This is a genomic window from Noviherbaspirillum sp. UKPF54 (assembly GCF_007874125.1).
Lineage (GTDB): Bacteria > Pseudomonadota > Gammaproteobacteria > Burkholderiales > Burkholderiaceae_D > Noviherbaspirillum.
In genome coordinates this window covers 2,518,795-2,545,202 of sequence record NZ_CP040128.1, presented here as the reverse complement: position 1 = coordinate 2,545,202, position 26,408 = coordinate 2,518,795, and the positions used below count along the sequence as shown (strand labels likewise).

The 26,408-nt window shown below is 62.1% G+C and carries 29 protein-coding genes; 18 read left to right on the top strand and 11 right to left on the bottom strand.

The annotated features are described in order from the left end of the window. Window positions 1-15: 15 nt before the first annotated feature. Window positions 16-1,185, bottom strand: coding sequence for a VWA domain-containing protein (locus FAY22_RS11755; RefSeq protein ID WP_146330378.1), 1,170 nt, complete (start codon window positions 1,183-1,185; stop codon window positions 16-18). Between the two features lie 43 nt (window positions 1,186-1,228). Further along, on the bottom strand, window positions 1,229-2,083 hold the full coding sequence (locus FAY22_RS11750) for a MoxR family ATPase (RefSeq protein ID WP_146330377.1): 855 nt from the start codon (window positions 2,081-2,083) through the stop codon (window positions 1,229-1,231). 106 nt (window positions 2,084-2,189) lie between these two features. On the opposite strand from FAY22_RS11750, the gene FAY22_RS11745 reads away from it, so the two are divergent. The 3 genes from FAY22_RS11745 (at window position 2,190) to FAY22_RS11735 (ending at window position 5,190) form a co-directional block, all read left to right on the top strand. Further along, complete coding sequence (locus FAY22_RS11745; RefSeq protein WP_146330376.1) at window positions 2,190-4,343, top strand: preprotein translocase subunit TatB; 2,154 nt, start codon at window positions 2,190-2,192, stop codon at window positions 4,341-4,343. Window positions 4,344-4,517: 174 nt separating this feature from the next. Beyond that, window positions 4,518-4,838, top strand: coding sequence for a cytochrome c (locus FAY22_RS11740; protein ID WP_146330375.1), 321 nt, complete (start codon window positions 4,518-4,520; stop codon window positions 4,836-4,838). A 10-nt stretch (window positions 4,839-4,848) separates the two neighbouring features. Further along, window positions 4,849-5,190 carry a cytochrome c gene (locus FAY22_RS11735; protein ID WP_146330374.1) on the top strand — a complete coding sequence of 114 codons (342 nt, stop codon included), beginning with the start codon at window positions 4,849-4,851 and terminating at the stop codon, window positions 5,188-5,190. Window positions 5,191-5,256: 66 nt separating this feature from the next. On the opposite strand, the gene FAY22_RS11730 is transcribed toward FAY22_RS11735, so the two are convergent. Then, the gene (locus tag FAY22_RS11730) at window positions 5,257-5,679 is read right to left on the bottom strand and encodes a DUF1841 family protein (protein WP_146330373.1); all 423 of its coding nucleotides are present in this window, start codon (window positions 5,677-5,679) and stop codon (window positions 5,257-5,259) included. A 150-nt stretch (window positions 5,680-5,829) separates the two neighbouring features. Between FAY22_RS11730 and FAY22_RS11725 the strand changes: the two genes are divergently transcribed. After that, on the top strand, window positions 5,830-6,414 hold the full coding sequence (locus FAY22_RS11725; protein WP_246860490.1) for a malonic semialdehyde reductase: 585 nt from the start codon (window positions 5,830-5,832) through the stop codon (window positions 6,412-6,414). Here the strand turns inward: FAY22_RS11725 and nth are convergent. From nth to FAY22_RS11710, 3 genes are all read right to left on the bottom strand, one after another. Next, entirely contained in the window at window positions 6,411-7,061 is a 651-nt protein-coding gene (gene nth, locus FAY22_RS11720) for an endonuclease III (protein WP_146330371.1), read from the bottom strand. The two genes, FAY22_RS11725 and nth, sit on opposite strands and share 4 nt — an antisense overlap. Further along, entirely contained in the window at window positions 7,058-7,759 is a 702-nt protein-coding gene (gene rsxB / locus FAY22_RS11715; protein WP_146330370.1) for an electron transport complex subunit RsxB, read from the bottom strand. Before rsxB ends, nth begins: the two co-directional genes overlap by 4 nt. 126 nt (window positions 7,760-7,885) lie before the next feature. Further along, entirely contained in the window at window positions 7,886-9,121 is a 1,236-nt protein-coding gene (locus FAY22_RS11710) for a polyhydroxyalkanoate depolymerase (RefSeq protein ID WP_146330369.1), read from the bottom strand. Window positions 9,122-9,791: 670 nt separating this feature from the next. Here FAY22_RS11710 and FAY22_RS11705 point away from each other — a divergent pair. The 4 genes from FAY22_RS11705 (at window position 9,792) to FAY22_RS11690 (ending at window position 14,267) form a co-directional block, all read left to right on the top strand. Beyond that, window positions 9,792-10,184 (top strand): DUF2946 domain-containing protein, encoded by a 393-nt coding sequence (locus FAY22_RS11705; protein WP_146330368.1) that lies wholly within the window; start codon window positions 9,792-9,794, stop codon window positions 10,182-10,184. Window positions 10,185-10,336: 152 nt separating this feature from the next. Continuing rightward, window positions 10,337-12,556 carry a TonB-dependent receptor gene (locus FAY22_RS11700; protein ID WP_168204823.1) on the top strand — a complete coding sequence of 740 codons (2,220 nt, stop codon included), beginning with the start codon at window positions 10,337-10,339 and terminating at the stop codon, window positions 12,554-12,556. 5 nt (window positions 12,557-12,561) lie between these two features. Next, window positions 12,562-13,782 (top strand): sialidase family protein, encoded by a 1,221-nt coding sequence (locus FAY22_RS11695; protein WP_146330366.1) that lies wholly within the window; start codon window positions 12,562-12,564, stop codon window positions 13,780-13,782. A 2-nt stretch (window positions 13,783-13,784) separates the two neighbouring features. Next, window positions 13,785-14,267 (top strand): redoxin domain-containing protein, encoded by a 483-nt coding sequence (locus tag FAY22_RS11690; RefSeq protein ID WP_146330365.1) that lies wholly within the window; start codon window positions 13,785-13,787, stop codon window positions 14,265-14,267. Between the two features lie 67 nt (window positions 14,268-14,334). On the opposite strand, the gene FAY22_RS11685 is transcribed toward FAY22_RS11690, so the two are convergent. Continuing rightward, window positions 14,335-15,414, bottom strand: a complete 1,080-nt coding sequence (locus FAY22_RS11685; RefSeq protein ID WP_146330364.1) for an NAD(P)/FAD-dependent oxidoreductase — start codon at window positions 15,412-15,414, stop codon at window positions 14,335-14,337. 157 nt (window positions 15,415-15,571) lie between these two features. Beyond that, window positions 15,572-15,895, bottom strand: a complete 324-nt coding sequence (gene fdxA, locus FAY22_RS11680) for a ferredoxin FdxA (protein ID WP_146330363.1) — start codon at window positions 15,893-15,895, stop codon at window positions 15,572-15,574. Window positions 15,896-16,254: 359 nt separating this feature from the next. Between fdxA and FAY22_RS11675 the strand changes: the two genes are divergently transcribed. The 4 genes from FAY22_RS11675 (at window position 16,255) to FAY22_RS11660 (ending at window position 19,701) form a co-directional block, all read left to right on the top strand. After that, window positions 16,255-16,917, top strand: a complete 663-nt coding sequence (locus FAY22_RS11675) for a lactate utilization protein C (RefSeq protein WP_146330362.1) — start codon at window positions 16,255-16,257, stop codon at window positions 16,915-16,917. Window positions 16,918-17,013: 96 nt separating this feature from the next. Further along, the gene (locus FAY22_RS11670; protein WP_146330361.1) at window positions 17,014-18,420 is read left to right on the top strand and encodes a sodium:proton antiporter; all 1,407 of its coding nucleotides are present in this window, start codon (window positions 17,014-17,016) and stop codon (window positions 18,418-18,420) included. A 6-nt stretch (window positions 18,421-18,426) separates the two neighbouring features. After that, window positions 18,427-19,413, top strand: coding sequence for a D-glycerate dehydrogenase (locus FAY22_RS11665; protein ID WP_146330360.1), 987 nt, complete (start codon window positions 18,427-18,429; stop codon window positions 19,411-19,413). 3 nt (window positions 19,414-19,416) lie between these two features. Further along, window positions 19,417-19,701, top strand: a complete 285-nt coding sequence (locus FAY22_RS11660; RefSeq protein WP_146330359.1) for a polyhydroxyalkanoic acid system family protein — start codon at window positions 19,417-19,419, stop codon at window positions 19,699-19,701. Between the two features lie 64 nt (window positions 19,702-19,765). Here the strand turns inward: FAY22_RS11660 and FAY22_RS11655 are convergent, their stop codons facing one another. Continuing rightward, entirely contained in the window at window positions 19,766-20,020 is a 255-nt protein-coding gene (locus tag FAY22_RS11655) for an acyl-CoA-binding protein (RefSeq protein ID WP_146330358.1), read from the bottom strand. Between the two features lie 126 nt (window positions 20,021-20,146). On the opposite strand from FAY22_RS11655, the gene FAY22_RS11650 reads away from it, so the two are divergent. Next, the gene (locus FAY22_RS11650; RefSeq protein WP_246860489.1) at window positions 20,147-21,604 is read left to right on the top strand and encodes a wax ester/triacylglycerol synthase family O-acyltransferase; all 1,458 of its coding nucleotides are present in this window, start codon (window positions 20,147-20,149) and stop codon (window positions 21,602-21,604) included. A gap of 27 nt (window positions 21,605-21,631) precedes the next feature. Here FAY22_RS11650 and FAY22_RS11645 read toward each other — a convergent pair whose 3' ends face one another. Together FAY22_RS11645 and FAY22_RS11640 are read right to left on the bottom strand one after the other, a co-directional pair. Beyond that, on the bottom strand, window positions 21,632-21,853 hold the full coding sequence (locus tag FAY22_RS11645) for a hypothetical protein (protein WP_146330357.1): 222 nt from the start codon (window positions 21,851-21,853) through the stop codon (window positions 21,632-21,634). 161 nt (window positions 21,854-22,014) lie between these two features. After that, on the bottom strand, window positions 22,015-22,371 hold the full coding sequence (locus FAY22_RS11640; protein WP_146330356.1) for an FKBP-type peptidyl-prolyl cis-trans isomerase: 357 nt from the start codon (window positions 22,369-22,371) through the stop codon (window positions 22,015-22,017). On the opposite strand from FAY22_RS11640, the gene FAY22_RS11635 reads away from it, so the two are divergent. From FAY22_RS11635 to FAY22_RS11615, 5 genes are all read left to right on the top strand, one after another. Continuing rightward, window positions 22,358-22,594: a hypothetical protein gene (locus FAY22_RS11635; RefSeq protein ID WP_146330355.1), complete on the top strand. Its 237-nt coding sequence runs from the start codon at window positions 22,358-22,360 to the stop codon at window positions 22,592-22,594. The genes FAY22_RS11640 and FAY22_RS11635 overlap by 14 nt on opposite strands. Before the next feature lie 190 nt (window positions 22,595-22,784). Next, window positions 22,785-23,753, top strand: coding sequence for a cytochrome D1 domain-containing protein (locus FAY22_RS11630; RefSeq protein WP_146330354.1), 969 nt, complete (start codon window positions 22,785-22,787; stop codon window positions 23,751-23,753). Then, window positions 23,750-24,526 (top strand): polysaccharide deacetylase family protein, encoded by a 777-nt coding sequence (locus FAY22_RS11625; RefSeq protein ID WP_146330353.1) that lies wholly within the window; start codon window positions 23,750-23,752, stop codon window positions 24,524-24,526. Before FAY22_RS11630 ends, FAY22_RS11625 begins: the two co-directional genes overlap by 4 nt. Before the next feature lie 29 nt (window positions 24,527-24,555). Beyond that, window positions 24,556-25,542, top strand: a complete 987-nt coding sequence (locus tag FAY22_RS11620) for a sterol desaturase family protein (RefSeq protein WP_146333420.1) — start codon at window positions 24,556-24,558, stop codon at window positions 25,540-25,542. Then, window positions 25,542-26,363, top strand: a complete 822-nt coding sequence (locus FAY22_RS11615) for an EI24 domain-containing protein (protein ID WP_146330352.1) — start codon at window positions 25,542-25,544, stop codon at window positions 26,361-26,363. The genes FAY22_RS11620 and FAY22_RS11615 overlap by 1 nt, the downstream gene beginning before the upstream one ends. The last annotated feature ends 45 nt before the right edge of the window (window positions 26,364-26,408 follow it).

Genomic DNA, 26,408 nt, shown 5'->3' with positions numbered 1-26,408 from the left:
CGTAACACTCCCTAGCTATTTGCTCAGCATCCGCATCCCGCGCTCCAGTCCTTCGATCGTGACCGGGAACATGCGGTTGTTCATGATCTGCCGGATGACGGAAATCGACTGCCGGTACTGCCACAGGCTTTCCGGTTCCGGATTGAGCCAGATGAACTTGGGAAAGGTGCTGGTGAAGCGCTGCAGCCACTCCGCGCCCGCTTCCTCGTTGTTGTACTCGACCGAGCCGCCCGGCGCCAGCACTTCGTACGGGCTCATGGTGGCATCGCCGACGAAGATCAGCTTGGTATCCGGCGGATACTTGCGCAGCACGTCCCAGGTCGGGAATTTTTCCGCGTGGCGGCGCCGGTTGTTCTTCCACAGGTAGTCGTAGACGCAGTTGTGGAAGTAGAAAAACTCCATGTTCTTGAACTCGGTCTTCGCCGCCGAAAACAATTCCTCGGTGCGCGCGATGTGGTCGTCCATCGTGCCGCCCACGTCGAGCAGCATCAGCACCTTGATGTTGTTCCTGCGCTCCGGCTGCATCTTGATGTCGAGGTAGCCGGCATTGCTGGCGGTGGCGCGGATGGTGTCGTCCAGCGCGAATTCCTCGGCTGCGCCCTCGCGCGCGAAACGGCGCAGGCGGCGCAGCGCGACCTTGATGTTGCGCGTGCCGAGCTCGCGCTCGTCGTCGTAGTCGCGAAAGGCGCGCGCCTCCCATACCTTCACCGCCGAGCGGTTGCCGCCCTTGCCGCCGATGCGGATGCCTTCCGGGTTGGTGCCGCCGTTGCCGAAGGGCGAAGTGCCGCCGGTGCCGATCCAGCGGTTGCCGCCTTCGTGGCGTTCCTTCTGCTCTTCCAGCAATTGCTTCAGTCGATCCATCAGCTTGTCGTAGCCGAACTTCTCGATCGCCGCCTTCTGCTCCGGCGTCAGCTCGCGCTCCAGGCGCTTGGCCAGCCAGTCGAGCGGGATTTCCGGGGTCTTCTCGAAGATCGTCTCGATGCCGCGGAAATACAGGCCGAACGCCTTGTCGAACTTGTCGTAATGCGCTTCGTCCTTGACCAGCGTGGTGCGCGACAGGAAATAGAAGTCATCCAGCGACGGGCTGATGACATTCTTTTGCATCGCTTCCAGCAAGACCAGGAACTCCTTGATCGAGACTGGAATCTTGGCGTCCTTCAAGGTGAAGAAAAAGTCGATCAGCACGTCATCCTCGCGAATGCAATTTGCGGCCCGGCGAACGCCGCGTTCATCGGTTCGCCCGCGCCATGAACACCAGGCGCTCGAACAGGTGCACGTCCTGCTCGTTCTTGAGCAGCGCGCCGTGCAGCGGCGGCACCGCCAGCTTCGCATCCTGGCTGCGCAGCGCTTCCGGCGGGATGTCTTCGGCCAGCAAGAGCTTCAGCCAGTCGATCAGCTCCGAGGTCGACGGCTTCTTCTTCAGCCCGGCGATCTCGCGCACTTCGTAGAAGGTCTGCAGCGCCTGCGCCAGCAAGTCCTTTTTCAGGTGCGGGAAGTGGACGTCGACGATCTGCTCCATCGTGTCCTTGTCGGGGAACTTGATGTAGTGGAAGAAGCAGCGGCGCAGGAAGGCGTCCGGCAATTCCTTCTCGTTGTTGGACGTGATAATCACCAGCGGTCGGTTCTTCGCCTGCACCATCTCGCGCGTCTCGTAGACGTAGAACTCCATGCGGTCGAGCTCGCGCAGCAAGTCGTTCGGGAATTCGATGTCGGCCTTGTCGATCTCGTCGATCAGCAGCACCACCTGCTGGTCGGAAGTGAACGCCTGCCACAGCACGCCCTTGACGATGTAGTTGTGGATGTCCTTGACGCGCTCGTCGCCCAGCTGCGAATCGCGCAGGCGCGACACGGCGTCGTATTCGTACAGGCCCTGCTGCGCCTTGGTGGTGGACTTGATGTGCCATTGCAGCAGCGGCATGCCGAGCGCGGCTGCCACTTCCTCGGCCAGCATGGTCTTGCCGGTGCCAGGCTCGCCCTTGATCAACAAGGGTCGCTGCAAGGTCAATGCCGCGTTGACGGCAAGTTTCAAATCGTTGGTCGCAACGTAATTCCGGGAACCTTCGAAGCGTGTCTCTTGTCGCATAGCGTTGTATTTTTAAAAAAAGAAAAGAATAACTTTAAGTATAAGCGAGAAAGGAAGCACGCCGGATGGCGCCATTTCCCGCATGTTCCCACCAGACACATACCCCATGAAAATATCATTGCTGAAGTTGCTGGTCATGTGGCGCCGCTTTCGCCGCGCTTCCCCGCGTCATCTCGAAAACCATCTGCGCATCTTCAATCAGGTCGAATCGCTCATGCGGCGCGCCAGTCCGTTCGCGTCCTGGAGCGAGCGTGCGAACTGGCTGATCGACGTCGCCGAATGGCTGCGCCATGAGCCGCGCATATCGTACTCGGCGCGGTTGGACGAGCATGCCTGGAAGAGGGTGAGGCACCAGCGCACGCGCTTTCTGCTCGACTGGCTGGACCAGCATCGCGAGGTGCGGCGCGTGGTGCAGGCGACGCTGCAAAAGACCCTGCGCGAAGCGGTTGGCCCGGAACTGTTCTGCGCCACCGGCTTGCCGCGCGAACCGGCGTTTTTCAATGAACTGGGCGAGCGCATCGTCAAGGCCATTCTGCCCGGGGCGCCGTCGCAGAGCGATCTGTCGATGCTGTTTACCGCGATGTTCCCGGAGCCGGCCGACGCCGACTGGCTGCTCGGCCTGGACCACAAGACGCTGCAGCGCATCTGGAAGCTGTGCGCCGACGACGGCATCGCGCACAACTACCGGCAGCAGATCGACGAAGCGCTTACTTATCTTGCCTGCACGGTCATCGCTGTGGGCATCAGCCCGGATTTCCGCCAGCGCCTGGAGCCGCGGACGCCGCTGCAGGCGACGCCCTTCATGGCGTTGCGGCGCGAGCTGGAAAAATACCTGCTGGCGCGCCCGGACGATGAAGCTGCGTTGCGCAGCGTGCGTATGCTGATCGCCGTATGTCAGGCGCAGACCGACCGCATCTACAGCCACCTGGACGAATACGGCGTATCGGTGGGGCTGGTGTATCGGGTCGAGCGCATGCGCGCGCAGCTGGCGCGCATGACGCGCCTGATCGACCTGCGTTCGATGCCGGCCAGTGCGCAGGCGACGGCGCAGGTGCAGGCCTTGCTGATCGACCTGGTCGACGCGCATCACCACCGGTCCTCGGTCAAGGGGTTGGTCAGCAGGAGTTTTTCGCTATTGGCGCGCAAGATGGTCGAGCGCAATGCCGATCACGGCGAGCAGTATGCGGCGCGCGACCGCGCCGAGTATGGCGCGATGCTGAAGTCGGCATGGCGCGGCGGCGCCGTCGTGTCGGCGGCCGTGCTGGCCAAGGGCGCATTGGCCGGCGGCGGCGCGCGCTTTTTCGAAGGCTTGCTGGCTTCGCTCAACTATGCCGCATGCCTGGGCACGATTGCGGCGACCGGCGGCACGCTTGCGGCCAGGCAGCCGGCACTGACCGCGCCGGCGCTGGCATCGCGCATGCAATCGCTCGATACGCTGGAAGGCTTGCGCAATCTGATGTCGGAAGCGGCCGCACTGGTGCGCGCACAGGCGGCTGCGGTGTTCGGCAATCTGCTGGGCGTGATCCCGGTCATGCTGCTGATCTCGGTGGCGGCATGGCAGCTTTCCGGCGCACCGCTGCTGCCTGCGGAAAAGGCGCGCGCCGGCATGGCGGCGCTGTCAGCCTGGGGGGCGACGCCGCTGTTTGCCGCGCTGACGGGCGTGCTGCTGTGGCTGTCGGGGCTGGCGGCCGGTTTCGCCGACAACTGGTTTGCCTTGCGCAAGCTGCGCGAAGGACTGGCCCATCACCGGCGGCTGGTGCACATACTGGGCGCGGCGCGCGCCCAGCGCTGGGCCGCCTGGATCGAGCGCCATGTGGCGCGCATCGCGGGCAGCGTGTCGCTGGCGCTCCTGCTGGGCATGACGCCGATACTGGCGCGCTTCTTCGGCATGCCGTTCGAGATCCGGCACATCACGCTGGCGGCCGGGGAATTGACGGCCGCCGCCGGCAGTCTCGGCCTGGAGGCGCTCAAGTCGCGCGACTTCTGGCTGGCCGCCGCCGGCGTGGGATTGTCCGGCCTGCTCAACGTCGGCGTCGCTTTTGCCTGCGCGCTGATGCTGGCGCTGCGCGCGCGCGACGTGCCCGGGCGCACCCGGCGCCTGGTATTCCGGTCCGTCCTGCAGCGCATGGCGGCCGCGCCCCGGGCGTTTCTGTTTCCGCAGAAGCGAGGAGCGACGATTACCGCGCTTCCCACCGCGCCGGGTGCGGTGCCGCGCCAGCAGGCAAGGCGTGCGAAATCGGACGAGCGCAAGCAGGGGTGAGGCGCGCCCCGGACGGCCGGAGTCAATGTGTACGATTTGACAGTCTTGGGTTAGAATTGGGTGGATTTAGTGCAACAAGTCAATGCTCTAGATCAACTATTTTAAAAATAGTGCTGGCTGTCAACGTCGATTGATCCGATTAACCGAGCCGATTTCGCATTAACTGCAACCATCATGAAAAAAACATTTGCGCTTCTCGCGCTTGCGGGCATCGCCAGCTTCGCCGCCGCGGCGGACGTGGCGGGCAACGCCGATGCGGCAAAGAACAAGGTGGCCATGTGTATCGGATGCCATGGCATCCCGGGCTACAAGGCGACTTTCCCCGAGGTTTACCAGGTGCCCATGATTGGCGGCCAGTCGGCCAAATATATCGAGAGCGCGCTGAACCAGTACAAGAAGGGCGACCGCAAGAATCCGAGCATGCGCGGCATCGCGGCCGGCCTGTCGGACCAGGATATCGCCGACGTGGCGGCGTACTACGCACAGCAGAAATAAGGGGGGGGCTATGAAAAAGATTCTCGCATGCGCAGCCGTGCTGCTGTCGGCGAATGCCTTTGCCGGTGGCGACGCCGCGGCCGGCAAGGCGGCAACGGAAAAATACAACTGCGCGGCCTGCCACGGAAAGGACTTCAATTCGCCGGTCGATCCGAGCTATCCGAAGCTGGCCGGCCAGCACCAGGACTACCTCGAACACGCGCTGATCGCCTACCAGCGCGGCGTCAACGGCGCCAACGGCCGCGGCAACGCCATCATGGGCGCGCAGGCCAAGCCGCTGTCGAAGCAGGATATCCAGAACATCGCCGCCTACCTGCACAGCCTGCCGGGTTCGCTGGTGTTGCGCAAGTAAGCAGGCAAGCAAGCCGTAACAGCAGGTTCAAAAAAGCCACGGCATGCCGTGGCATTTTTGTGCGCCTCAGCGCCGTTTCACGCATTCCACATAAGCCGCCCCGTCCGGTGGCAACCCGCTGCGCTGCGAGTTCCAGATCATCTCGCCCAGGCATTCCATGATCTGGTGATGCGCTTCATGCTCGGAACCCAGCCGCTGCGCCAGGCCGAGGAAGGCGGCTCGGATACCGGGCGGCTGGTCGATCGATATCTGTTCCGCGATCGACAGGTGCATCGACAGATGCAGAAAGGGATTGGCCTGGCCGCGCTCGACGGAATAATCGGCGGCGAGCGCCGCCTCCACGTCGGACAGCGCATCCGCATATTCCTGGTGCTGCATGATCCAGTCGCGCGCGATGGCTTCCATCGGCGTCAGGATTTCGTTGGCGCGCCACTTGCGGTAGGTTTCGCAGAAAAAGCGGCGGACATCGTGCTGGGAAGGGGTAAACATCGGTCGATCAATGAATGGAGGGCGCGCTAAACCCTCCATTTTACAGAGCCCGACGAGGCCCGGTAGTTTCGTTTAAGATAGGCTTCATTCCTGCATGCCAAAAGCATGAAGGCGCAAGAATCAATATCGCCATTACCCATGGACTCCATCATGTTGAACGAATCCGCACTCCATACCCTGTTCCTCGACGCGCGCACCCACAACGGCTGGCGCGACCAGGCGGTCACCGATGCGCAGCTGCGCCAGATCTACGATCTGATGAAGTGGGGACCGACGTCCGCCAATTGCACGCCGGCGCGCATCGTGTTCGTGAAATCGGCGCAAGCGAAGGAAAAGCTGCTGGCTTGCATGAACGAGGGAAATATCGAGAAAACCAGGACCGCGCCGGTCACGGCGATCATCGGGATGGACCTGGAGTTTTACGAAAAGCTCCCGCGACTGTTTCCGCATAATCCCGACGCCCGTTCCTGGTTCGCCGGCAACCGGCAGGCGATCGAATCGACCGCCATGCGCAACTCGTCCCTGCAGGGAGGCTATTTCATCCTGGCTGCGCGCGCAGTCGGACTCGATTGCGCGCCGATGTCGGGATTCAACGTGGAAAAGGTCAACGAAGCCTTCTTCGCCGGTACGTCGGTCAGGGTCAACTTCGTGTGCAGCCTCGGCTATGGCGATACCGGCAAGCTGTACCCGCGCGGCCCGCGCCTCGCCTTTGAGGAAGCCTGCCAGGTCATTTAAATATCTTTTTCCGGCAGCGGCGTCTTGTCCCTGTATTCGCACAGGTCGGCAATGATGCAGTTCCAGCATTGCGGCTTGCGTGCAATGCAGGTGTAGCGTCCGTGCAGGATCAGCCAGTGGTGCGCGTCGTGCCGGAATTCGGCGGGCACCGCCTTGAGCAGCTTGCGCTCGACTTCGTCGACATTCTTGCCGGGCGCGATGCCGGTACGGTTGGAAACTCGGAAGATATGCGTGTCGACCGCGATGGTCGCCTCGCCGAACGCGGTGTTGAGGACCACGTTGGCGGTCTTGCGCCCCACGCCCGGCAGCGCTTCCAGCGCCTCGCGCGTGCGCGGCACCTCGCCGCCGTGCCGCTCCATCAGCAGGCGGCAGGTTTCGATCACGTTCTTGGCCTTGGTGCGGTACAGGCCGATGGTGCGGATGTATTCGGTCAGGCCTTCGACGCCCAGTTCGCAGATCGCATCCGGCGTATTGGCGACCGGGTACAGCTTGCGCGTGGCCTTGTTGACCGACACGTCGGTGGCCTGCGCCGACAGGATCACCGCGATCAGCAGCTCGAACGGCGTCGTGTATTCGAGTTCGGTGGTCGGGTGCGGATTGGCATCGCGGAAGCGGCGGAAGATTTCCAGGCGTTTTTCGGCGTTCATGGCTTTTCTTTCGCTTGCTCCGCCATTTTCTCTTTTTGCAGCCGCGCGCGTTCCATCGCCGCCTGGATGATCGCCTTCTTGCGCTCCTGCGCCGCCTTTTCTTCCGGCGTCAGCGTCGATTCGGCTTCGACCGCCTTTAGTTTGGCTGCGGCCTTGGCGGCCAGGCGCGCATCGTTTTCCTCCTTGTCGCGCCGCAGGCGCAAGAGGTGGAATTGATGGCGTTCGCGAGCGCTGTCCGCCTGTTCCTGCGACCATGCGTCCCAGCCGGTCTTGCCCGGCGTGACATCGACCATCGCGATGCAGTCGACCGGGCAGGGCGCCACGCACAGGTCGCAACCGGTGCACAACTGCGGCAGTACGGTATGCATCTGCTTGGCCGCGCCGACGATGGCGTCGACCGGGCAGGCCTGGATGCACAGCGTACAGCCGATGCACAACGCTTCGTCGATCACCGCAACCGGGCGGGCGCGCTCGGTGCCGTTGGCGGGATTGAGCGGGATGACGGGCTTGCCGAGCAGGTGTGCCAGGCGCTCGACGCCTTGCGCGCCGCCCGGCGGGCACTGGTTGTAGCCGGCCGCGCCGCTGGCGACTGCTTCCGCGTAGGGACGGCAGGCCGGGTAGCCGCACTTGGTGCATTGCGTTTGCGGCAGCAGGTCTTCGATCTGGTCGGCCAGCGATTTCGGGGCTGTTGAGGACACGGCGGGTCTTGCGGAATAAAAAACAGGATTATCCGAGTAAACAGGCCGCGCTTCAAATAGAAAAGCCGTTCCCCCCTGCGGGAGAACGGCTTTTGGAGCCGGGGCGGCGCGAACGATCAGGAATAATCAGGAATGGGTCCGGATGAATTCGCCGATCTTCGGGCAGATGATCTCGCGCCAGCGGCGGCCGGAGAAGATGCCGTAATGGCCGCACTGCTCGGCGACGTAATGCTGCTTGCGCGACTTGGGAATGCCGGAGCACAGGTCCTGCGCGGCCTCGGTCTGGCCGGAGCCGGAAATGTCGTCCAGCTCGCCCTCGACGGTCAGCAGCGCGACATTCTTGATGTCCTGCGGGCGCACCAGCTTGCCTTCGACTTCCCAGGTGCCCAGCGGCAGGCGGAATTCCTGGAACACCGTCTTGATGGTTTCGAGGTAGTACTCGGCCGGCATGTCGAGCACCGCGTTGTACTCGTCGTAGAACTTGCGATGCGCTTCGGCCGACTCGTTGTCGCCCTGGCGCAGGTGCATGTAGAAGTCCCAGTGGCTTTGCGCGTGGCGGCCCGGGTTCATGGCGACGAATCCGGCGTGCTGCAGGAAGCCCGGGTAGACCTTGCGGCCGAAGCCCGGATAGTTCGGCGGCACGCTGTAGATCACCTTGGTCTCGAACCAGGAGAAGGGCCGCTTGGTGGCGAGGTCATTGACCTCGGTGGGCGACTTGCGCGGGTCGATCGGGCCGCCCATCATCGTCATCGTCTTGGGCAGCTTCAGGTCGTTGGCGGTGGCCATCAGCGAAATGGCCGCGAGCACCGGCACGGTCGGCTGGCACACCGAAATCACGTGCAGGTCCGGGCCGAGGCGGCGGATGAAGTCCTGCACATAGTAGATGTAGTCGTGCAGGTGGAACGAGCCTTCCGACACCGGGACCATGCGCGCATCGGTCCAGTCGGTGATGTAGACGTCGTGTTCCGAAAGCAGCGCGCGCACGGTATCGCGCAGCAGCGTGGAATGGTGGCCGGACAGCGGCGCGACCAGCAGCACGGTGGGCTGCTTCAGGTCGGCGAACTTCTTGTCCGACAAATCCTTCTTGAAGTGGATCAGGCGGCAGAACGGCTTCTGATCCGCGATTTCTTCATAAACGCCCACGGACTTGCCTTGGACCGGGACGGTCTTGATGCCGAACTCGGGCTTTTCGTAATCCTTGCCGAGCCGGTACATTAATTCGTAGCCAGCCGCGATGCGTTGCGCGAATGGCGTGTGTGCGAGGGGCGAGACCGGGTTCGTGAACAGCTTGGCAGAAGCTTCCGCCCATTGGATAAGCGGGTTCAGGAAGGTACGGTTCAGCTCGTGAAATTGGTAAAGCATGTTGGCCTCTTTCAAGTGGTACCGGTATCGCTAGATTCTGCAGATAAACATTCGTTGCTGCAATGCATCATATACAATTTTCAGGGATTTCCGCGAAAAAACATATTTCTGTGATGCAGTTTTCACACGCTTCCCCGTATTCCTCTTCATTCCTCAGGATTGTCCTGGAATAAAGTTGTATATTGGAAACATCATACAAACTCCATCTGTCTGGTGCAATGCGACTATCCAATCCCAAACTGTCGGCCCGGACACGCTATATATTTGGATCAACGGCCGAAACAACAGATTCTTGATTAGCCGGTGTCACTCCTTAGTCGTGCTTGCCGTGCCTGGCGTTACAGCAATCGCTCAAGTTTTCCACACCTCTGGGCACTCATGCCAATATGTCCGTAGGCCTGTTCTGCGTAGAAAGCACAGCATGAAATGTGCCTGTTACGAGCGGCTCGATGCAGCGTCTCCCTTTCGCCTCCGTCGAAATGACTATGGAAGAAGGCGGATAAATGGCGATAATGTTGCCGATTGGCAGTTTTATCGTCTCTCGCTACACAGCAGGGCGTGTAAGAATTACTCAATCAGGCGAAGAATCGGAAGGCGCTTTGCGGATTTATCAAGTGTTCGCTTGGCTCTGTAATTAAGAAATTTTGCCTGATCAAAATTATTTGGCAGCATGGTTTTCAATCGATACAAACAGCGCATTACTGCATGGATAGGGTGCTTTGCTATCCTCGTGGCAGCACTCGCGCCATCGATTTCCCATGCGCTGGCGGTTTCCGCCAAGGGAAGCTTGTCGGTTTCCAGCGAAATCTGCACGGCGAACGGTCTCAAGGCGCACCATGCCGACGGCGCGCATCGCTCAAGCCCGGCCAATGACGGAATGCACTTCGAGCATTGCCCGTTCTGCTTCACGCATGCGGCGTCCTGGGGCTTGCCTCCCTCCGGCGCGACAGTCATTCCGCTGGTAAAAGGCGCGCTTGTTCGCCCCGATCTTTTCTTCCATTCCCCCCGCCCGTTATTCGCCTGGGCGGCGGCGCAACCGCGCGCTCCTCCTTTCGTTTCCTGAGCCTTTCCGCCATCGGCTGCGCTGATCTCCAGCGTCGCCAGCATGGCTATCGAGCCGGTGCAAGCCTGCGGCTTGCCTTGCGGCTGCCGCTGAACGCGTCATAGATGGCGCGCAGCCGGCCGCATCCGAAGAAATGAAACGAAGGAATGACAATGAAAAGTTCGATGGGCGCCAAGCATGCGCCCCTGTTCGCGGCGCTCGCCCTGATCGGCGCGGACTGCGCAATGGCGCAGCAAACCCAGGAAGAAAGAACGCTGGACGCGGTCGTGGTCTCGGCCAGCCGCAGCCAGGCAAAAGTCGAGGAAATGCCGCTGCACTCGACCATCGTCTCGCAGGAAGACATCAGGAAGTCGCCCGCCACCACGCTCGATCAATTGCTGCGCAACGTGCCGGGCATGAACTTCACTGGCGTGCCGGCCGCCTTGTCGGACCCGACCGGACATCAAACCAAGATGCGCGGTTTAGGCAATGCCAAGGTGCTGGTACTGCTAGATGGCATACCTATCCATGACCCGTTCTACCTCACGACCCAATGGTTCAAGGTCCCGCTCTCCAACATCGAGCGTGTAGAGATTATCCGTGGCGGGAACTCCAGCCTGTGGGGGAATATGGCCGTGGCCGGCGTCGTTAATATCGTCACCAGGCGGGTCAGCGACAATGCGGGCGAGGCGTCGGCAAGCATCGGCACGCAAGGCACCACGAACATCGCATTGAGCAAGAATGTCGCGCTCTCGGACGCGCTCAGTTTCAACCTCGCCGCCGATTTTTCCCATACCGACGGCTATCAGACGACGCCGGCCGAATTCCTGTACCGCTTTCCGCAAAAGCAGCCGGTAACGAGCGAAAACAAGAACATCCGCCTCACGACCTACTTCAAGCCCTCTGCCGACCTGAGCGGCTACCTGCGGCTGGGCTACCATGTGCAGGATCAGGACATCAGCTACCAGTTCGGCAACAACCTGCAGAAAAGCCCGGACCTCGCGGCCAGCCTCATCAAGACGTTCGACGATCGCGCCAGCCTGCAAGCGAACGCGTGGGCGCAGTATGTGAATTTCCAGAAATTCAACGGCAACACCTGCTATTACCAGGGTGGCACGACTTGCCTGACCAGTACCAGCGCCAGCCTGACGCCGGCCAAGGTCAACGGCAACGTGGTGCAGTTCTATACCCAGCAAGGCGACCAGGGCTACCGCGAGCAGGGCGGCTCGCTCATCTACTCGAAGAACCTGCGGGCCGCGCTCTACAGTTTTCAGCTCGGGGCGGATTACCGGCGCCTGTCGGCGCAGGATACCGAGTGGTTCTACAACACGCCGACCGGCCCGGCGGCGCCGCAAGGACAATTCAACAGCAGCACCCACGGCGAAGGTGCGCAAACCTTCCAGGGCGTGTTCGCGCAAGCGAAGATCGCGCCGCTCGACGCACTCGACATCACCGTCAGCGGGCGCTATGATGCCTACCGGATCGACGACCGCACCAATACTCGCACGCTGGCATCGGGCGCCAGCACCGGCGGCGCGCTGCCCGCGTCGACCAAGTCCGCCTTCAATCCGAGCCTTGCCGTACGCTATGAGCTGAACGACCGGGTCTCGCTGCGCGGCGCGACCTACAAGGCATTCCGCGCGCCGGGGTTCAACAACCTGACGCGCACCTTCGGCACCGGCAGCAATACCACGATCGCCAATCCCGACCTGGTTCCGGAAGACTTGCGCGGCTGGGAGCTGGGGAGCGATTACCGCCAGGGCGGATTTTCGGCCGGCGCGACCTACTTCCTCTACAACATCAGCAACATGATCGCGACCTATACAGCCAGCGGCGCGGGTGCCCCGCAGCAGGTCCAGACCATTTGCGGCGGCGCGACGCTGCCGGGCTGTTCCGGCTCCGCCAAGTACTACACCAACGACCAGGACGGCCAGTCGCACGGCGTGGAGCTGGTCGCCAGCTGGGACGTGCTGGACAGCGTGACGCTCAACGGCTTCTACACCCGCACCGAGACCTACCTGACGCGGCGCGGCGCGGTCGTGACGGACCCGCTAGGTGTGCAGCTGACGGGCGTGCCGAAGAATGTCGCTTCGCTCGGCGCCACCTGGAAGCCCGTGGAAAAGCTGCGGACATACGCCGAACTGCGCTACATTGGCCCGATGCTGCTCGATACCACCAGCAACAACGCGACAACGCGCTTCGAGCAGGGCGGCAACACGATCGTCAATGCCAGCGCCAGCTATGCCTGGAGCAAGACCGTGGAAGTGTTCGGCAACGTGGTGAACCTGTTCGATCGCGAATATACGGAAACCCCGTACAACGTGAACCAGCCCTACAACAAAGTGCTCTCCATGCCGCGCGCCGTGAATGTCGGCGTGAGAATGCGTTTCTGATTGCCATGAATACCGTACATCGCATCTTTTCCTCGGGATTGCTTGCACTGTCCCTCGTTGCCTTCGGCGCCGCGGCGCAGGACCCGCATGCGCAGCACAAGGCCATGAAGTCGGCGCGCGTCGAATTGGGCACCTCGGCTGCGGTCGACGGCCAGGGCCGCTTGTGGATCGCCACTGTCGAGGCGGGCGGGCAGGGGGCGGCAGGCAGCTATGTCGTGCTGCAAATGTCGTCCGACATGGGCCAGACATGGTCGCCTCCGGCGCGCGCGCAGCAGGCAGCGGAACCAATCGAGGCCGCCGGCGAGAGCCGGCCCAAGCTCGCGTTCGGCGCACGCAACGAAATCTATATCGCGTACACGAGGCCGCTGTCCAAGCCCTATACCGGGGAAATCCGCTTTATCCGCTCGATCGACGGCGGCAAGACATTCTCGGCACCGACAACCGTGCACGCCAATCGCGACTTGATCACGCATCGCTTCGAGTCGATGATCGTCGACAGGGCGGGGCGCGTCTACATCGCGTGGATCGACAAGCGCGATAGCACCGCGGCCAGGGCGCGCAACGAGAAATATGCCGGCGCGGCGATCTATTACGCGGTTTCCGACGATGGCGGCGCCAGCTTCCGGGGCGACTACAAGCTCGCCGACCACAGCTGCGAATGCTGCCGCATCGCGCTGGCGCTCGATCCTCAGGGCAGCGCCGTGGCAATGTGGCGCCATGTGTTCGAGCCTAACGTGCGCGACCATGCGCTGGCCGGGTTGCGCCCCGACGGCAAGCCGGTGGCGGCCAGCCGCGTGACCTTCGACGACTGGCAGGTCGACGCCTGCCCGCACCACGGGCCCGGCCTGGCGTTCGGCCCGGACGGCACGCGGCACCAGGTGTGGTTCGACGTGAAGGATGACGAAGGCGGCCTGTTCTACGCCGCGAGCGACGCCGCCGGCTCCCTCGGCAAGCCGGTGCGGCTGGGCGCGGCACAGGCGGAGCATGCCGATGTCGCCGCGCAGGGGAACAACGTCGTGCTGGCGTGGAAGCAGTTCGACGGCAAGGAAACGGCTATCCTGTCACGGGTGTCCGGCGATGCCGGGCGCAGCTGGCAGGAACGGGAGCTGGCCCGCACCGGCGGCGCGTCGGACCAGCCGCGGCTGGTGAATACGCCATCCGGCATCGTGCTGGTATGGCGCACGCGCGATGATGGCGTGCGCGTGGTGCCGGCGGACAGGAGATGAATATGTTGAGGAAACTGATAGGCGCAGCGATCTGCGCCGCGCTGTTGGCTGCGCCGGTTGTTCATGCGGCGCCGGCGATCCAGCCGTTCGAGCCGGACGGCATGGCTCGTATCGTCGCCAGCCAAAAAAGGCAGCCGTTCGTGCTCGTCGTCTGGTCGCTCGATTGCGAATATTGCCAGGCCAGCTTGAAGACGCTCGCGCAGGAAAAGCGCAAGCGCAAGAACCTGCGCGTGGTGACCTTGTCGACCGATGCACTCGACGACGGGCAAGCGGTCGCGTCGATGAACGCACGGCTGGCGTCGCTCAAGATGACCGGCAATGCATGGGCATTCGGCGAAGCGCCGCCGGAGCAGCTGCGCTATGCGATCGACAGCAAGTGGCACGGCGAAAAGCCGCGCAGCTACTGGTTCAATGCGAAAGGCGAGAGCACGGCGTATTCCGGCGTCATCACGCCCGACGTGATAGCCAAGTTCATGCCGAACTAAGCGCGCGGAAAAGAAAACGCCCCGAACCGTCACCAGTGCGGGGCGTTTTGCCGGAAAGGCGCGTTGTTTAGTCGAACACCGGCGTTTCGACGCCAAGAATCTTGTGCAGCTTGGGCGAGGTCGTGGTGTACTGCATGTGGATCTTCTTTTCCGGGAAGATGTAGGGCGCGGCGCCGAATGCCGCCAGCGCTGCTTCGTGGAAGCCCGACAGGATCAGCTTCTTCTTGCCCGGATAGGTGTTGATGTCGCCGACGGCGAAAATGCCCGGCACATTGGTTTCGAACTTCTCGGTATCGACCTTCAGCTGCCGGCGTTCGATTTCCAGGCCCCATTCGGCGATCGGGCCGAGTTTGGGCGACAGGCCGAAGAACACCAGCAGGTAGTCGAGCGGCAGGCGGCGCGTCACGCCGTCGGCGCCGGTGACCTTAATTTCGGTCATGGTGTCGCCGTTCGCTTCGAACCCGGTCACCTGGCCGACCAGGAATTGCATCTCCAGGTTCTCGCACAATTCCTTCATCTTCGCGACCGAGGCCGGCGCGGCGCGGAATTCCTCGCGCCGGTGCAGCAGCACCACCGATTCCGCCTTGCCCACGAAATTGAGCACCCAGTCCAGCGCGGAGTCGCCGCCGCCGCAGATCACCAGGTTCTTGCCTTCGAATTTGGACGGGTCCTTGACGCGGTAGAACACCTGCTTGTCTTCGTAGGCCTCGATGCCGTCGACCTTCAGTGTGCGCGGCTGGAACGAGCCGACGCCGGCGGCGATGAAAATGGTCTTGGTGATGAAGCGGGTGCCGGTGGAAGTCTCCAGGTCGAAGCGGCCGTCTTCGCGCTTCTGCACCACGGTCACTTCCTGCCCGAGATGGAAGGTCGGGCCGAACGGTTCGATCTGCTTGAGCAGGTTATCGGTCAGTTCCTGGCCGGTGCACATCGGCACGGCGGGGATATCGTAGATCGGCTTGTCCGGATACAGTTCGACGCACTGGCCGCCAACTGCGGGCAGCGAATCGATCACGTGCGCCTTGATTTCCAGCAGGCCCAGTTCGAAGACCTGGAACAGGCCGACCGGGCCGGCGCCGACGATCACCGCATCGGTTTCGATAGGGGCTTTGCCTTGGGCGGGCGCGTTGGTGCCGGTGCTGGTATCCATCTATCACGTTCCTTGCGATTCGAGATGCCACAAAGCGCCGCCGCTCCTCCCCTTCGACGAACGGCCATTTATGGCTGGAAGTATTCCTTCTTGTTCTTATTGTGGCGGATTGCAACGCTGCGCAACGGCTGCCGCGCAGCGGGTACGGCTCAAGGCATTACTTGGCGAGGTATTGCAGCTTGTCCTTGGTGTCTTTCCATTCGTCGGCTTCCGGCAGCGGATCCTTGGTCTTGGTAATCGACGGCCAGTTGCGCGCCAGGTCGGCGTTCAGCTTGATGAACTTCTGCTGGTCGGCCGGCACATCCTCTTCCGCGTAGATGGCGTTTACCGGGCATTCGGCGACGCACACGGCGCAATCGATGCATTCATCTGGATCGATCGTGAGGAAATTCGGGCCCTCCCGAAAGCAGTCTACCGGGCATACATCCACGCAATCGGTGTATTTGCAGCGGATGCAGGATTCGGTCACAACGTGGGTCATAACAGTCTTTCTGTAAATTTTTCGATACTGAGCGGATTTGAAGCAGGAGTGACTCGCGGCGACCAAAAAGCAGCCTAAACAAATAACCTGCTGCAAAGCCTTGTATTTTAGGGCAATTGGTTGTTTCTAACAAACCGGAGTTAGACAGAATGTGAATAAGCAAATGCGCCGGTTTTCTGTCCGGCGCAAGGGCGGCACTGTGCCGGGCAATGCGTTGCAATAACGTCAATTTATTCGGCGGGCGCCGGGCGATGAGGAAGGACTTGCCGCGTACACCTGACGTCGTCCAGCCGAAATCCCGCATGGCGCCACGGCGCTTCGGGTAGACTCTTTTATCCGGCTCATCAAAGGGGGACGCCATGGATACATCCGCCGCTCGTCAAGCCATTCTCGGCCGCATCCGCAAGGCGCAAGGCCGCCCCGCGCAGCCGGCGCCGGCAGAGCGCGACGCGGCCGCAGCCTACATGGCGCAGCATTCCGCCGGGCCGCGTCCCGCCTTCGGCAGCGACCTGATGCTGCGTTTTACCGAGCAGGCGTTGCGCATGTCGGACACGGTCGAGGAAGTGGCCGTGCCGGGCGAGGTGCCGACCGCGGTGGCGCGCTACCTGGACGCCATCGGCGTGGCCAGGAAGGCAATCGCATGGAAAACGCTGGAAGGCATGGCCTGGCGGGAGGCTGGCGTGGACGTCGAATTCCGGCCGCCGCGCAACGAGGACCTGACGGGCATCACCGGCGTATTCTGCGCCATTGCCGAAACCGGCACGCTGATGCTGCTGTCCGGAGCAGATACCTATTCGTCGGCCAGCCTGCTGCCGGAAACCCACATTGCCGTCGTGCCCGTGTCGCGCATCGTCGCTTCCATGGAAGACGCGTTTGCCTTGGCGCGCGCCGAGCACGGCGCTCTGCCGCGCGCGGTCAATTTCATTTCGGGGCCGTCGCGCACCGGCGATATCGAACAGACCATCGTGCTGGGCGCGCACGGCCCTTACCGCGTGCACGTAGTCGTGGTCCGTGGCGAATAGGCCGGGCGCGGATTGCCGGCCGATAAGTATCATTACTTACAGAATTGGCAGCCTGCCCGCGCTAAAATGCCCCCATAACAACGGTGGAGACGGCAAGTGCGAGCGAGACTATTTATCGGGCTATCGGGCCTGCTTCCGGCATTGGGGCATGCCTCCGAGCTTGACGGCGCTGCGCTGTCGGCCTGGTGGGGCGTTCCGTTCGCCGGGTTGCTGCTGTCGATCGCGCTCTGCCCGCTGCTGACCCCCATTATCTGGCACCGGCATTTCGGCAAGATCGCGGCCGCGTGGGCGCTGGCCTTCCTGCTGCCGTGCGCCGTATTCTTTGGCAGTGCACCGGCGGTCGGCGGCGCGCTGCATGCGCTTGTCGCCGAATACATCCCCTTCATTATCCTGGTTGCGTCATTGTTCGTGGTCGCCGGCGGCATTTGCGTGCGCGGCAACCTGCATGGCACACCGGCCTTGAACACCGGCCTGCTCGCCGTCGGCGCGGCGCTGGCCAGCCTGATGGGAACGACCGGCGCCTCGATGCTGATGATCCGTCCGCTGATCCGCGCCAACGACAACCGCAAGCATGCGGCGCATATCGTCGTGTTCTTCATTTTCATCGTCGCCAATGCGGGGGGATCGCTGACACCGCTGGGCGATCCGCCGCTGTTCCTCGGCTTCCTCAAAGGAGTCGATTTTTTCTGGACGGTGAAGAACATCTTTCCCGAGACGCTGTTCCTGTGCGCCTGCCTGCTGGGGATTTTCTATCTGCTCGATCGCCACTATTACCGCAACCGCGAGGATGAATTGCCTGCCGCTCAGGATCCGACGCCGGACTCTCCGATCCGCTTCGAGGGCAAGGCCAACTTCGCATTGCTGGCTGCGATCGTCGGTGCGGTCCTGATGAGCGGATTGTGGAAACCCGGCGTGAGCTGGTCATTGTTCGGCGTACATATCGAACTGCAGAATGTGATGCGCGACCTGGTCTTGATCGGCGCGATCTTCGTGTCTCTGGCGATCACTCCGGAACAGGCGCGCAAGGGCAATGACTTTTCGTGGGGGCCGATCCAGGAAGTGGCGAAGCTGTTCGCCGGCATCTTCATCACGATCATCCCGGTCATCGCCATGCTGCGCGCGGGCGAGTCCGGCGCCTTCGCCGCCGTGGTTCGCGCCGTCACCGACGATAGCGGCCAGCCGATCAATGCCATGTACTTCTGGGCCTCGGGCCTGCTGTCGTCCTTCCTGGACAACGCGCCGACCTACCTGGTGTTCTTTAATACGGCCGGCGGCGACCCGGCGCACCTGATGACGCAGATGGCCGCGACGCTGGCCGCGATTTCCTGCGGCTCCGTGTTCATGGGCGCCAACAGCTATATCGGCAATGCGCCGAACATGATGGTCAAGGCGATCGCGGAAGAGCGGGGCATCAAGATGCCGTCGTTCTTCGGCTACATGGCCTGGTCATGCGCGGTGCTGGTTCCGCTGTTTATACTGATGACTTTCATATTCTTTCGTTGACCGACGATGAGCAAGCCTGAAATCCTGGTGACCCGGCCCGTGTTCCCCGATGTGCTGGAACGCCTGGCGCAACACTTCGAGGTCGACGCGAACCAGAACGACCGCATCCTCACCGAGGAAGAGCTGGCGCAGCGATTGCACGGCAAGGCGGGCGCATTCACCACGCCGACCGAGCGCGTCACGGCGCGGGTCATCGCCGCCAATCCGCACCTCAAGGCCGTCTGCAACATGGCGGTCGGTTACAACAACATCGATGTCGACGCCGCCACGCGAGCCGGCGTCATCGTCACCAACACACCCGATGTGTTGAACGAAACCACGGCCGACTTCGCCTGGGCGCTGCTGCTGGCGACCGCGCGCCGCGTGACCGAGGCCGAGCATATACTGCGCGCGGGCAAGTGGGACCGCTGGCGCTTCGATACCTTGCTCGGCGCCGACGTGCATGGAAGCACGCTCGGCATCATCGGCATGGGACGCATCGGGCAGGCCATTGCGCGCCGCTCGACCGGTTTTGACATGCGGGTGATCTACCACAACCGCTCGCGTCTTTCGCAGGAACTGGAAGCGCGCGCCAACCACGCACGGTACGTGAGCCGGGACGAGCTGCTGTGCAGCGCCGACCATGTCCTGCTGGCCCTGCCGTATTCGCCAGAGTCGCACCATGCCATCGGCGCGGCCGAACTGGCGCTGATGAAGCGCACAGCGACGCTGGTCAATATCGCGCGCGGCGGCATCGTCGACGATGCCGCGCTGATTGCCGCGCTGCGGGCTGGCCGGATTGCGGGCGCCGGGCTCGACGTGTTCGAGAACGAACCGGCCTTCAACCCGGGTTTCCTGGACTTGTCGAACGTGGTGCTGACGCCGCATATCGCCAGCGCCAGCGAACCGACCCGGCGCGCCATGGCGAATTGTGCGGCCGATAACCTGATTGCTGCGTTGACCGGGGGAAATCCTCCGAATATCCTTAACCCTCGAATTCAATCCGGGAAATAGGACATGGCCGACATCAGGATCACCCAGGCACACAAGTTACCGCACAAGAAAGCAAAGGCCGCCGCACAGAAGGTGGCGGATCAGTTGGCCAAGGAATACGAAATGGCTTCGGAGTGGGACGGCGACGTGCTGCACTTCAAGCGCAGCGGTGTGTCCGGCAGGCTGACCGTCGGCGAGCAGGAAGCGCACCTGGAAATCAGCCTGGGATTCCTGCTGAAGGCATTTGCCTCCGCCATCGAAGAGAAGGTGAGCGCGAAGATGAAGAAGGTTTTCGGCACCAAGTCTTGAATCTTGCGCCAATCACGGTGCCGGTGTCCGGCGTGTCATGATTGGCGTTCCGCGGTCAATTCCATCAACCCTTCAGCCCGGCGATCAGGTCGACATACTGCTGCATCGCGTCCTCCTTCGCCGTGCCCTTCAGCGCGTCCCACGCATCGTATTTTGCGCGTCCCACCATGTCGGTGAAGCCCGGGCGCTTGCCTTCCACGTCGCCCGCGCTTGCTTGCTTGAACAGTGCGTAGATCTTCAGCAGCGTCATGTTGTCCGGACGCTCAGGCAGATTCTTGGAATCGACGACAGCCTGGTCAAACTGGGCTTGCAAACTCATTGTTCTCTCCTGTAGATGAAATTGAATCGCTGTGCTAGTGTCGCAATGGTCCTGTGACAATTGCATCTTCGGCAAAATAGCACAGACAAATCTGCCGCAGAAGAAAAGCTCTAGAGGAGATATTCAATGTTGTCCCCAGCAGTTCCCGCGCTGCGCCGCGAGAGGATGTCCAATGTCGACACCGCCTGGCTGCGCATGGATTCGGACGGTAATCTCATGATGATCGTGAGCGTCCTGATGTTCGACAAGCCGATGGACATGCGGCGTTTCCGCCACATTCTTGCGACCCGACTGCTGACGTACAGCCGTTTCCGCAGCCATGTGCGATATGACATGACGGGCAGCGCATGGTGGCAGGAGCAGGAAGTCGACATGGATTATCACGTAGTCCATCTCCGGCTGGCATCGGATGGGGGCAGCAACAAGGCGGCGCTGGAACAGATGGTCGGCGCGCTGTCGGCGACGCCGCTCGACGCGTCGCAGCCGCTGTGGCAGATCCACATGGTTGACAACTGCGTCGGCGAGGACGGCAAAGTGCGTCAGGCGATGGTGATCCGCATTCATCACTGCATCGCCGACGGCATGGCGCTGGTCGGTGTGCTGCTGTCGATGTTCGACAGCACGCCCGATGCGCCGGACAGCGAGCCGGCCGGCGAGGTGCCGCCACTGGACATGGAAAACCCCTGGCTGCCGTTCCTGCAACCAGTGACCAAGGCGACGATCAGCGCGATCAACATGTCGACCAGTATCTGGACCAAGTACATGTGGATGCTGGCCGATTCCGACAGGATGCTCGCGCGCCTGGCGAAAATGGGCGGCATCGCCGGCCAGCTGACGCTCGACGCGATCAAGCTGTCGGCCATGACCTGCGATTCGCGCACCCGCCTCAAGGGCCGGCCGCAAGGCAAAAAGCATGTAGCCTGGAGCGAGCCGTTGCCGCTGGATGAAATCAAGGTCATAGGCAAGGCGCTCGGCTGCTCGGTCAATGACGTGCTGATGGCCAGCGTGGCCGGCGCGATCGGCGCTTATCTGCGAAGCAAGGGCGACACGATTCCGCACAATACCGATCTGCGCGCGATGGTCCCGGTCAACCTGCGCAAGGCGGGCGAGGAAAAGAATCTCGGCAATGCCTTCGGCTTGGTGCCGCTAGTGCTGCCGATCGGCATCGACGACCCGATGGCGCGCCTGGAGGAGGTGCGCCGCCGCATGGATGAGCTGAAAGGCGGCTATCAGGCTCTGGTGGCGATGGCCATTCTCGGGGTGCTGGGCGCGACGCCGAAGCAGATGCAGAACGAGATCCAGAATTATTTTGCGCGTAAGGCGACCGCCGTGATGAGCAACGTGCCGGGACCGCAAACGCCGCTCTATCTAGCGGGAAGCCAACTCGACCAGATCATGTTCTGGGTCCCGCAGTCCGGTGACATCGGCGTCGGCGTATCGATTCTCAGCTATAACGGCGGCGTGCAGTTCGGGTTGGTGGTCGACGATGCGATCGCGCACGATCCGCATGACATCATCCGGCGCTTCCAGCCTGAATTCGAAAAGCTGGTGCTGCTGACCCTGATGTCCGAATGGGCGGCGTAAGGCCGGTCGGGCGCCGAGAGATCGGAATTAGTTGGTGACAGTTTCGATCACCGTGCTGCCCACGCTGACGGCGCCTTTGGTGACCGTCGTGGCTACACCGACAGCGGCGGAGCCGGCAGTGACGCCGACGCCGACCGCCGTGCCCGCTACCGAGACGGCGCTGGAAGCGACGGAAACGACGGTGCAACCGGCGCTGGATATCAGAACGGCCAGGCAGGCGCCGGCAATAATACTCTTTTGAATGTGCATGAAAGCTGAATCCGGCATTCGGCTGCTCATGCAGCCGGGATTTTGAAGGTACTGAAAATTTGTTTGCCGCCCGTATCGGCCCTGCCTATGGCAGACGTGCCGTAACGTATAGTTCAGGCGACAACCCATCCAAAGCCGGCTTCAGGCTTTCTTCAGAGTAATTAAACGCCTAATAGTTCCACTTCGAAAATCAACGTCGCGTTCGGCGGAATCACGCCGCCGGCGCCGCGCGCACCATAGCCCAGCGAGGCCGGGATGATGAGCTTGCGCACGCCGCCGACTTTCATGCCTTGCACGCCTTCGTCCCAGCCCTTGATCACGTGGCCGGCGCCGAGCGGAAAGTCGAACGGATCGTTGCGGTCCTTGCTGGAATCGAATTTGCGTCCCGCGCTGCCGTCCGGATTTTGCAGCCAGCCGGTGTAGTGCACGGTTACGTGCGCGCCGGCGCGAGCTTCGTCGCCGGAGCCGACCGTCATATCTTCGTACTGGAGCCCGGAGGCCGTCATGATCGTGGACATGTTTTTCCTTCGTTATTTGGTTGCCAAGGGCGAGATTGTAGCAGGCGACGAAACTGGCATGAAAGGCAGGGCTGCGCCGCAAGACCGCTTCGCGCGGCGCCCATCGTTTGCCGTCGTCGAAGCATCCGCCACGCAAAAGCCGGTATTTTCGTCGTCAACGGCTTTTCCGCCATTGCCGTTAAGGCTATGCGGCGACAGCGCTGGCTTGGACATAGATTCATGATCCGCCAAGCCTGTTTTTCGCACAGGACAGGCTTGCGCCTGAAAACAGCAGCGCTGTCGACGCTTAGTTCGGTAAACGTCTGAAAGATTCATCCTGGACGGCCGGTCGGCGCGTCCAGGGCGAGCAATCGCATCGATCGGTAGAATGGCGCCCCTGTGCCGTTTCATCCATTTATCATCCAAGGCAATTCATGCTACGCCGTACTGGTTTGTTTTTTGCCGTCTTATTCTGCTTGCTGGCCGGTGCAGCCGCGCACGCGAACGTCGTCGTGGTGCTCAACTCGCGTGACGCGAGCGTGACGTTGCTCGACCAGGCGACCTATCAGGAACTGGGTTCGATTCCGGTCGGTAAGGAGCCGCATCACCTGATGTCGACGCCGGACAACAAGTCACTGATCGTGGCCAGCGCCATGGGCAACGAGCTTCTTTTGCTCGACCCAAAAACGGGCCGGCCGCAGGGACGCATCCAGGATGTCGCCGATCCGTATCAGATCGGTTTTTCACCGGACCAGAAGTGGTTCGTGTCCAACGCGCTGCGGCTCGATCATGTCGATATTTACCAATACGACGGCAAGCGCCTGAATCTCGCCAGGCGTCTGCCCCTGGCCAAGCTGCCGAGCCACATGGCGTTCAGCGCCGACAGCAAGACGGTGTTCATCACGCAGCAAGGCAGCGACCAAGTCAGCGCGATCGATCTGGCGACACAACAGGTCAAATGGACTATGCCGGTCGGGAAATTGCCGGCCGGGATCACGATGACGCCGGACGACAAGTATTTATTGGTCGGCATCATGGGCAGCGATTACGTCGAGGTGATTGACTGGCGTGCGCAAAAAACAGTCAAGAAAATCAAGGCGGGCGAGGGTACGCACAACTTCCGTGCGATGGGCGACAAGCGGCATGTGTTCGTGTCGAACCGGGTAGCCAACACGATCAACATCATCGATCAGAAAACACTCGAAAATGTCGGCACCATCGACGTTCCCGGCGGGCCCGACTGCATGGAACTGACGGACGACGGCAAGTACCTGTGGGCGACGCTGCGCTGGGTGAAGAAGGTCGCGGTGATCGATGTCGCCGCGAAAAAGGTAATCAGGATGATTCCGGTCGGGCGCTCCCCGCACGGCGTGTATTTCTACAATCGCGCTCCAAACACATGATGAAACGGCTCCGGACCCTCGGCGCATGCCTGGCGACGCTGGCGTCCGTTCCATCGGCGATGGCGGCGGCGCAATGCAAGGGGACGATCTATCTCACCTTCGATACCGGCAGCCAGTCGCAGGCCGAATTCATCGCCAGGACGCTCGACAAGCATCATGTCAAGGCGACGTTTTTCCTGGCCAACGAAAGAACGGTCAATGGCGATTATTCGCTCGACCCTTCCTGGGCGCCATACTGGAAGGCACGCGTGGCGGAGGGCCATGCCTTCGGCACGCATACCTTCGACCACGTCTACGTGCTGCGCGATTTGCCGGACGGGCGCATGGAGATGAAGCCACAGTTCGGCGCCGATGCCGGTCGCAAGCTGGCGTGGACGGCGCGGCAGTATTGCGACGAACTCAACCGGGTGGCGCAGCGCTTTACCGAGCTGACCGGCGCCAGACTCGATCCGTTCTGGCGCGCGCCTGGCGGACGGTTGACGCCCCGCCTGAAGGCGGCGGGCAAGGCGTGCGGCTATGCACATGTCGGTTGGTCGCCGGCCGGCTTTTCCGGCGATGAGCTGCCGAGCGAAAAATGGCAGAACCGGGTGCTGCTGATGCGTGCATTGAACGGCTTGAAGGATGGCGATATTTTTGTCGCTCATCTGGGCATCTGGTCGCGCAAGGACCCATGGGCGCCGGCCGTGCTCGACCCGCTGATCGCCGGGCTGAAGACCAAGGGATTCTGCTTCGCGACCCTGCGCGATCATCCGGACTACGGGATGCGGCATTGATCCAATGAAAACGTTCTCACCTCATGCAAATGATCGACACCCTGGTTAACTGGTTTGGCTATGCCCAGGGCTGGCTGTTCCAGGTCGCGGTGCAGCCGCTGCTGTTCAAGTTCGGCCTTGGCGATGTGGCCGAGGAAGCGTTTTCCGGCACTGAGTGGTTCCTGGTCGGGCTGATCGAGCTCGCGCTACTGTATGCGATACTGCGCCCGCTGGAAGCGTGGATCCCGGTCAAGCCGGATCTCGACCCGGCTGCGCGCCGCAATGATTTCGTCTATACCTGTATTCACAGGCTCGGCGCCTTCCAGGTCGCAGTGTTTTTTGTGCTCGGTCCGCCGTTCGACGCGCTGGCGTCGAAACTGCACCTGTCCGGCATCAGCCAGTTCAACCTGGAAGGCGCATGGCCGGGCATTACCGACATTCCGCTGGTGAGTTTTTTCGTCTACCTGGTCGTTCTGGACTTCTTCGACTACTGGTACCACCGGGCCAGCCACCGTTTCCACTGGTGGTGGGGGCTGCACAGCCTGCACCACAGCCAGCAAGACCTGAACCTGTGGTCGGACAACCGCAACCACCTGCTGGACGACCTGCTGCACGACGCCTGCCTCGCGTTCATCGCGCTGCTCATCGGCGTCGAGCCCTCGCAATATGTGCTGCTGGTGGTCGCTTCGCGCATGCAGCAAAGCCTGCAGCATGCCAACGTGCGCATGCACTTCGGTCGGTTCGGAGACCGTCTGCTGGTGTCGCCGCGCTACCACCGCCTGCATCATGCGATCGGCGCAGGACACGAATCGAACGGCAAGGGTACGCTGGGCGGCCATAACTTCGCGGTGCTGTTCCCGGTGTGGGACATCCTGTTTCGCACCGCGCATTTCGGAAATGGATTCGAAGCAGCAGGTGTGCGCGACCAGCTGCCACCTCCGCAGGGAGAAGGGCGCGATTACGGACGCGGATTCTGGGCGCAGCAATGGCGCGGCTTGCAGCGCATGGTGGAATGGGCTGGAAGGAGACAGTCCTGATGCGCGCGGTCCTGGTTTCATTCGTGCGTGCGCTGCTGTCGCAGTTGCACTTGCGGATGCTGCTGCTGACGGTGCTGCCGTTCGTCGTTTCGGTCGCCGTCTGGGGCGTGCTGCTGTGGCTTGGCCTGCAGCCGGCGATCGACTGGCTGCAGACCTATTTCACTGAGAACGACGCCTTCGGCGCTGCCGGCCAGGTGCTGGGATGGTTCGGCCTGGGCACGCTCAAGACGGTGCTGGTGCCGCTGATCGCGATGTGGGTATTGCTGCCGCTGATGATCCTGACCGCGCTAGTGTTCGTCGGCACGATGGTCATGCCGATCATTGCGCGCCATGTGGCCAGCCGCCATCATCCGCAACTGGAGCGGCGCAAGGGCGGCAGCGTCTGGGGCAGCGTGTGGGTGGCGCTGTCTTCGTTTGTGGTGTTCGTCGCGCTGTGGCTGGTCACGTTGCCGCTGTCGCTGTTTCCGCCGCTGGCTCTCATCGTACATCCCGTACTGTGGGGCTGGCTGACCTATCGGGTGATGGCATACGACGCGCTGGCCGACCATGCCAGCGCGCAGGAATACCGCGAAATTGTGCGCATCCACCGCTGGCCCTTGCTGGCGATCGGCGCCATCACCGGCGCGCTGGGCGCGGCGCCATCGCTGCTGTGGCTGGGCGGCGCCTTGTCGGTGATTTTTTTTCCGGTGCTGGCGGCCGGCGCGATCTGGCTGTACGTGCTGGTGTTTGTGTTCAGCGGCTTGTGGTTCCAGCACTACTGCCTCGATGCGCTGGCCGCCTATCGTGCGCGTGTTTCGGTGCGGCCGGTTCCGAAGAACTGAAGGTCCCCGGAGGAATCCGCCCGGCTCGGGCATAATGGCCTTTTG

Coding starts and splice junctions, on each gene's coding strand:
- FAY22_RS11750 (WP_146330377.1), bottom strand. CDS start 2,083: ATGCGACAAGAGACACGCTTCGAAGGTTCCCGGAATTACGTTGCGACC.
- FAY22_RS11745 (WP_146330376.1), top strand. CDS start 2,190: ATGAAAATATCATTGCTGAAGTTGCTGGTCATGTGGCGCCGCTTTCGC.
- FAY22_RS11740 (WP_146330375.1), top strand. CDS start 4,518: ATGAAAAAAACATTTGCGCTTCTCGCGCTTGCGGGCATCGCCAGCTTC.
- FAY22_RS11735 (WP_146330374.1), top strand. CDS start 4,849: ATGAAAAAGATTCTCGCATGCGCAGCCGTGCTGCTGTCGGCGAATGCC.
- FAY22_RS11730 (WP_146330373.1), bottom strand. CDS start 5,679: ATGTTTACCCCTTCCCAGCACGATGTCCGCCGCTTTTTCTGCGAAACC.
- FAY22_RS11725 (WP_246860490.1), top strand. CDS start 5,830: ATGTTGAACGAATCCGCACTCCATACCCTGTTCCTCGACGCGCGCACC.
- nth (WP_146330371.1), bottom strand. CDS start 7,061: ATGAACGCCGAAAAACGCCTGGAAATCTTCCGCCGCTTCCGCGATGCC.
- FAY22_RS11710 (WP_146330369.1), bottom strand. CDS start 9,121: ATGCTTTACCAATTTCACGAGCTGAACCGTACCTTCCTGAACCCGCTT.
- FAY22_RS11705 (WP_146330368.1), top strand. CDS start 9,792: ATGGTTTTCAATCGATACAAACAGCGCATTACTGCATGGATAGGGTGC.
- FAY22_RS11700 (WP_168204823.1), top strand. CDS start 10,337: ATGAAAAGTTCGATGGGCGCCAAGCATGCGCCCCTGTTCGCGGCGCTC.
- FAY22_RS11695 (WP_146330366.1), top strand. CDS start 12,562: ATGAATACCGTACATCGCATCTTTTCCTCGGGATTGCTTGCACTGTCC.
- FAY22_RS11690 (WP_146330365.1), top strand. CDS start 13,785: ATGTTGAGGAAACTGATAGGCGCAGCGATCTGCGCCGCGCTGTTGGCT.
- FAY22_RS11685 (WP_146330364.1), bottom strand. CDS start 15,414: ATGGATACCAGCACCGGCACCAACGCGCCCGCCCAAGGCAAAGCCCCT.
- fdxA (WP_146330363.1), bottom strand. CDS start 15,895: ATGACCCACGTTGTGACCGAATCCTGCATCCGCTGCAAATACACCGAT.
- FAY22_RS11675 (WP_146330362.1), top strand. CDS start 16,255: ATGGATACATCCGCCGCTCGTCAAGCCATTCTCGGCCGCATCCGCAAG.
- FAY22_RS11665 (WP_146330360.1), top strand. CDS start 18,427: ATGAGCAAGCCTGAAATCCTGGTGACCCGGCCCGTGTTCCCCGATGTG.
- FAY22_RS11660 (WP_146330359.1), top strand. CDS start 19,417: ATGGCCGACATCAGGATCACCCAGGCACACAAGTTACCGCACAAGAAA.
- FAY22_RS11655 (WP_146330358.1), bottom strand. CDS start 20,020: ATGAGTTTGCAAGCCCAGTTTGACCAGGCTGTCGTCGATTCCAAGAAT.
- FAY22_RS11650 (WP_246860489.1), top strand. CDS start 20,147: ATGTTGTCCCCAGCAGTTCCCGCGCTGCGCCGCGAGAGGATGTCCAAT.
- FAY22_RS11645 (WP_146330357.1), bottom strand. CDS start 21,853: ATGCACATTCAAAAGAGTATTATTGCCGGCGCCTGCCTGGCCGTTCTG.
- FAY22_RS11635 (WP_146330355.1), top strand. CDS start 22,358: ATGATCGTGGACATGTTTTTCCTTCGTTATTTGGTTGCCAAGGGCGAG.
- FAY22_RS11640 (WP_146330356.1), bottom strand. CDS start 22,371: ATGTCCACGATCATGACGGCCTCCGGGCTCCAGTACGAAGATATGACG.
- FAY22_RS11630 (WP_146330354.1), top strand. CDS start 22,785: ATGCTACGCCGTACTGGTTTGTTTTTTGCCGTCTTATTCTGCTTGCTG.
- FAY22_RS11625 (WP_146330353.1), top strand. CDS start 23,750: ATGATGAAACGGCTCCGGACCCTCGGCGCATGCCTGGCGACGCTGGCG.
- FAY22_RS11620 (WP_146333420.1), top strand. CDS start 24,556: ATGATCGACACCCTGGTTAACTGGTTTGGCTATGCCCAGGGCTGGCTG.
- FAY22_RS11615 (WP_146330352.1), top strand. CDS start 25,542: ATGCGCGCGGTCCTGGTTTCATTCGTGCGTGCGCTGCTGTCGCAGTTG.